The 4,866-nt window shown below is 37.2% G+C and carries 6 protein-coding genes; 2 read left to right on the forward strand and 4 right to left on the reverse strand.

Annotated elements, in window-relative coordinates; all coding sequences use genetic code 11:
• On the forward strand, positions 1 to 834 hold an 834-nt coding region (rfbA, locus tag BAZSYMA_RS01345; RefSeq protein WP_143243052.1), incomplete at its 5' end, for a glucose-1-phosphate thymidylyltransferase RfbA.
• A complete protein-coding gene (gene rfbC / locus BAZSYMA_RS01350) occupies positions 835 to 1,380 on the forward strand; it encodes a dTDP-4-dehydrorhamnose 3,5-epimerase (protein WP_090714802.1) in 546 nt (181 codons plus the stop codon).
• 30 nt (positions 1,381 to 1,410) lie between these two features.
• Here the strand turns inward: rfbC and BAZSYMA_RS01355 are convergent, their stop codons facing one another.
• The 4 genes from BAZSYMA_RS01355 to rfbB are packed head-to-tail and all read right to left on the reverse strand — an operon-like array spanning position 1,411 to position 4,812.
• Complete coding sequence (locus BAZSYMA_RS01355) at positions 1,411 to 2,190, reverse strand: glycosyltransferase family 25 protein (protein ID WP_090714803.1); 780 nt, start codon at positions 2,188 to 2,190, stop codon at positions 1,411 to 1,413.
• Between the two features lie 19 nt (positions 2,191 to 2,209).
• A complete protein-coding gene (locus BAZSYMA_RS01360; protein WP_090714806.1) occupies positions 2,210 to 2,956 on the reverse strand; it encodes a hypothetical protein in 747 nt (248 codons plus the stop codon).
• Between the two features lie 46 nt (positions 2,957 to 3,002).
• Positions 3,003 to 3,740, reverse strand: coding sequence for a glycosyltransferase (locus BAZSYMA_RS01365; RefSeq protein ID WP_090714808.1), 738 nt, complete (start codon positions 3,738 to 3,740; stop codon positions 3,003 to 3,005).
• On the reverse strand, positions 3,733 to 4,812 hold the full coding sequence (gene rfbB / locus BAZSYMA_RS01370) for a dTDP-glucose 4,6-dehydratase (protein WP_090714810.1): 1,080 nt from the start codon (positions 4,810 to 4,812) through the stop codon (positions 3,733 to 3,735). Before rfbB ends, BAZSYMA_RS01365 begins: the two co-directional genes overlap by 8 nt.
• Between the last annotated feature and the right edge of the window lie 54 nt (positions 4,813 to 4,866).

Here is a 4,866-nt window from a genome sequence, read left to right on the forward strand (position 1 = left end):
CCCATTACTCAATGCGTATCTAAGCAGTTAATGCCTGTGTATGACAAACCGATGATTTTTTATCCGTTGTCGGTGTTGATGTTAGCGGGTATTCAAGAAGTATTAATTATCTCTACTGCACAAGATTTACCAAGATTTGAGTGTTTGTTAGGTGATGGCGCATCTATTGGTATGAAGTTTGAGTATATTGTGCAACCCTCACCAGATGGACTGGCGCAGGCATTTATATTAGGCGAGAATTTTATCGGTGATGATGCTGCTTGCTTAATTTTGGGTGATAATATTTATTATGGGCACGGGCTTCCTGAAATGCTTTGTAGTGCTGTTGACAATGCTAAAAACAACAAAGCAACTGTCTTTGGCCACCATGTGTCTGACCCACAACGCTATGGTGTGGTGGAGTTTGGCCAAACAGGTAAGGCAATTAGCATTGAAGAAAAGCCCGAGCAACCAAAAAGCAATTATGCGGTAACGGGGCTGTATTTTTATCCAAATGATGTGATTAAAAAAGCAGCAAAGGTTACACCTTCGCATCGTGGTGAGCTAGAAATTACTTCAGTTAACCAAATGTATCTTGAAGAAGATAGGCTTTCTGTAGAACTAATGGGTAGAGGCTATGCTTGGCTTGATACTGGCACCCACGAGAGCCTTTTAGAGGCATCAACCTTTATAGAAAACATTGAAAAAAGACAAGGGTTAAAGGTGTCTTGCATTGAGGAGATTGCCTTTGAAAAAGGCTATATCACTAAAGAACAACTCATCAAACTCGCACAACCATTGAAAAAAAATCAGTATGGACAGTATTTGCTTGCACGAGCAGGTGAGGGTTTGTAGATGGAGTTTATCAGGCAAACAATACCTGATGTTATTCTTGTCCAACCAAAAATTCATGGTGATGATAGGGGATATTTTTTAGAAACTTTTAGACAAGATTTATTTGAAAAATTTGTTGGGCAAAAAATTAAATTCATTCAAGATAATGAATCAAAGTCAAGCAAAGGCGTATTAAGAGGTTTGCACTACCAACTTACACCCTACGCACAAGCAAAATTAGTCAGAGTGATTGAGGGTAGTGTTTTGGATGTTGCTGTAGATATTAGACCATCCAGTCCAACCTTTGGGAAGTATGTCGCTGTTAAACTCACAAGCCAAAACAAACAACAGTTATTCATCCCACAAGGCTTCGCACATGGATTTGTTGTTTTAAGCCAGAGCGCTATATTCTCTTACAAAGTAGACAACTACTATAACCCAGCTCAAGAACAAGGCATTGCCTATAACGACCCACAACTCGCCATTGACTGGCAACTTCCAAAACAACAACTGCAACTCTCTGAAAAAGGTAGGGGTTTTCCTGATTTTAATTCTATTTCACATTGACAAGGTTCGACCTTGTCAATGTTGTTAACTTTAAAAATCTTGCTTTCTAATTTTTATGTAGCGCCTCTCAGACTTTGTGATTAGCACTACTTGTCTTAACCCTAGTTTTAACTGAAAGACAATTCTTTTAATTCGAAAAATCCAACTACCTTGTGATTTGTCTTCGGTGCCAAGAATAGACTCAGATGCATTCTTATAAATAGTATTTTCAAGGTTGTAATGTTCACGATAATCTAGTTGAATAATAGGTGTAGGCTCTACTTGATACGCTTTAACACTATGGCAAGCAGTAATATGTGCATCGGCCAATGCAATACCTTTTTGTTGCTCGCATTGAATAAGTTTTTTAGCGCCATTCGGATAAAGAATATACCCTGCTGCACCTGTTCTATCTTGATATAGTCTAATTAATTTGGAATTACATCCAATGCTTTCACTTTTTTTAGCAACAAATTTTTTTCTACCTCTGTTTTCAAAATTAATTAAATCAATATTTTTTTTGTTTAATAGATTTTTAAGTAAACTAGGCACACAGTCAGACAACAGCGCATCATCTTCTAAGATTAATGCAGGTTTGTTATTCTGAATAATTTTTTCCCAAGCGTGATGATGAGAGTAATAACAAGCTACTTCTGTATTTTTTAAAGGGCGTTGCCAATCTTTAGCGTGTTTCTTATAAGTTATTGCGTCTATGTCATTGATTGAGGTTGCACCTAAGAACTCAAAATCTAATTTGAGTTTATCCATTTGCATTTGTTGAAAATCGCGACGCTCTATGGCGCTCGATAGGCTAATGATTAAAATATTCATAATTATATAAAGGTTTCACTCACCACCAGGCGGTTTTGTCGCGAGTATGTCTGTCTTTTGTACGCTTATAAACGGTATCAAACTTCTGCAAACGTTTAAAAATCTCAAGTAGAATCTCACCAGCAATGTTTATCCTTGCTGCTTTATCAAGACGCCAACGCATATTCCTAAGGGTGTCATCAGTGCCAAATTTAAACACTGAAGTACCATCAAATAATGCAAATCTCTGTTCGTCGTCAAGTTGGGCTTGCTTTGCTTTATCATCCTGACAAGATTGAGCATTAGTCAAAAATCGCTCTGATTCTTGGATTTTGACAGTATTAAGCAGACAAATACAAGCAATAGATAAACTTTTGATTGTATTATCATCTGAATAATCAGCAAAGGTATCTGCTGCTGCCATTAACCAACGAGTATTAAGATTTTCTAATAAGAAATTTTTTTCCTCTCTCCAAAGCTTTTCAAACAGTTGAAAATAGTTTTTAACTTCAAACTCACGCCTAATTAAAACAATAATTTTAGCGTGGGTGTAGCAAAGTTCACTTTGCCCAACAAATTCGTTTTTTAAGGCATTAAAGTGTTCTTCTAGGTTGTTTGAGCTGCCATGCGTATAAACAACTTCATTGCCTAATAGAATTTGTGCTTTTTGAGATTTGAAATCACTTGAAATTAACGACGATAATGCTTTAGCACCAGAACGCCTTTGATGACGTGATAGTGAAAACCATTTTTCAAACCGTGTTTTGTCTCTTTTACCCGTTAGCAATTGTTATTCAAATAATAAGTATTGAGTAATTATAACCAACACAGCGTTATTCTTGCCAATGTTTAGCAATCCAAGGTGCTGGTTGAATATGACGATACCATTTACCACTAATACCTTTAATCGCCTCAGGTGGGTTAGGTAAGCCATGGAAAATAATCACTTTTGCACCCTGAGGAATAAATGGTGCCTTAAACCAAGATTTTATCCACGATGGGCAACAACGATATTTGAAACTTGGCACCCACTCATCTTGCCAATATTCAAGTTTTCCCAATTTGTGAATCTCTCGTGATAAATAAGCTTGTTCATGACGAACTTCGCTTTTTACCTGCTCTGAATTTTTTTCAAAGTAAGATAGAATTTGCGGGTATTGTCCTATTTCAAAACGAAATACAGATGAGTTGCCTTCAATTTTTGTTGGGTTTTTCTTATCATGAGCAATTAGAAAATCGCCTTTGGTCATAAAAAAGTCATCGATATTATCAACGATAACCACATCCAAATCCAAAAATAAAGTCTTACCACTCAACCCACCAAAATCCTTTTTAAATACAGTAAGTTTACGCCATCCTCGCTCAGGCGCATCAGCTAAATTGACTGGCAAATCTAACTCAGATAATGGCTGAATTTCTACTTCACCGCGAATACCGCTATTATCCTCAGTAAAACACACAAACCTAAAAGGCAATGACAGATTGCGACTCACCATACCGTATAAGCGATTAACATATTCTGCAGGAAACTTATCGCCCCACTTCATGCAAATGATGTTTACACTATCCATTTTTGATTACACCCAACCTTTCGCCTTGGTAGCTACCATCTTTAACCCGTTTACACCAAGTAGCATTCGCCAAATACCACTTAATGGTTTTTCTAATACCTGTTGCGAAAGTTTCATCGGGTGTCCAATTAAGTTCATTTTTGATTTTACTAGCATCAATAGCATATCTAACATCGTGCCCTGCTCTATCACTAACAAAAGTAATTAATTGCTTGTATTTTGTAATATTGTCATGTTTACTGGGAACTAAATCATCAAGAACAGCGCAAATAGTTTTAACCACATCAATATTTTGTATCTCATTATGTCCACCAATATTGTAGGTTTCACCGATTTCACCAGTAAGTGCCACATGCAATAATGCTCTGGCATGATCGTCCATATATAACCAGTCTCTTATTTGCTTACCATCACCATAGATTGGCAAGTCTTTGCCTTCCAATGCATTAAGGATAACTAGCGGAATGAGTTTTTCTGGGAATTGATAGGGGCCATAATTATTAGAGCAGTTAGTAATCAATGTTGGAAATTTGAAAGTGCGTTGCCATGCACGGACCAAGTGGTCTGAACTGGCTTTGGCAGCAGAATAGGGCGAACTTGGTGCATAAGGAGTATCTTCGGTAAATAAATCATCTAGCCCCTCTAAATCACCATACACCTCATCGGTGGACACATGATGGAACTTAAAATCGTCTTTTTTACTATCTGTTAAGTTTGTCCAATAATTTCTAGCTTCCTCAAGCAGAACATAAGTGCCAACAATATTGGTTTGAATAAAGGCACCTGGTTCGTCAATAGACCTATCAACATGGGATTCTGCAGCAAGGTGCATAATAATGTCGGGTTGGTGCTCGGTAAATACACGCTTGATTGTATTAACATCGCAAATATCCACTTGCTCGAATGCGTATCTGTCGCTATTTTCAATAGAGATGAGAGACTCTAGATTCCCTGCGTAGGTGAGCTTGTCAATATTAACAACATGATGCTCTGTATTGTCAATAATATGACGGATAAGGGCTGAGCCGATAAAACCTGCACCACCAGTAATGAGTATTTTTTTTGAATTCATTTGGGTATTTTATCAGACATAAAAAAGCCTATCTCACGAGATAGGCTTCATGTA

It is taken from the genome of Bathymodiolus azoricus thioautotrophic gill symbiont (genome assembly GCF_001298715.1).
Taxonomy (GTDB): Bacteria; Pseudomonadota; Gammaproteobacteria; order PS1; family Pseudothioglobaceae; genus Thiodubiliella.

Excerpts from the sequence above, each read along its gene's own strand:
- rfbC (WP_090714802.1), top strand. The coding sequence starts at position 835 with ATGGAGTTTATCAGGCAAACAATACCTGATGTTATTCTTGTCCAACCA.
- BAZSYMA_RS01355 (WP_090714803.1), bottom strand. The coding sequence starts at position 2,190 with ATGAATATTTTAATCATTAGCCTATCGAGCGCCATAGAGCGTCGCGAT.
- BAZSYMA_RS01365 (WP_090714808.1), bottom strand. The coding sequence starts at position 3,740 with ATGGATAGTGTAAACATCATTTGCATGAAGTGGGGCGATAAGTTTCCT.
- rfbB (WP_090714810.1), bottom strand. The coding sequence starts at position 4,812 with ATGAATTCAAAAAAAATACTCATTACTGGTGGTGCAGGTTTTATCGGC.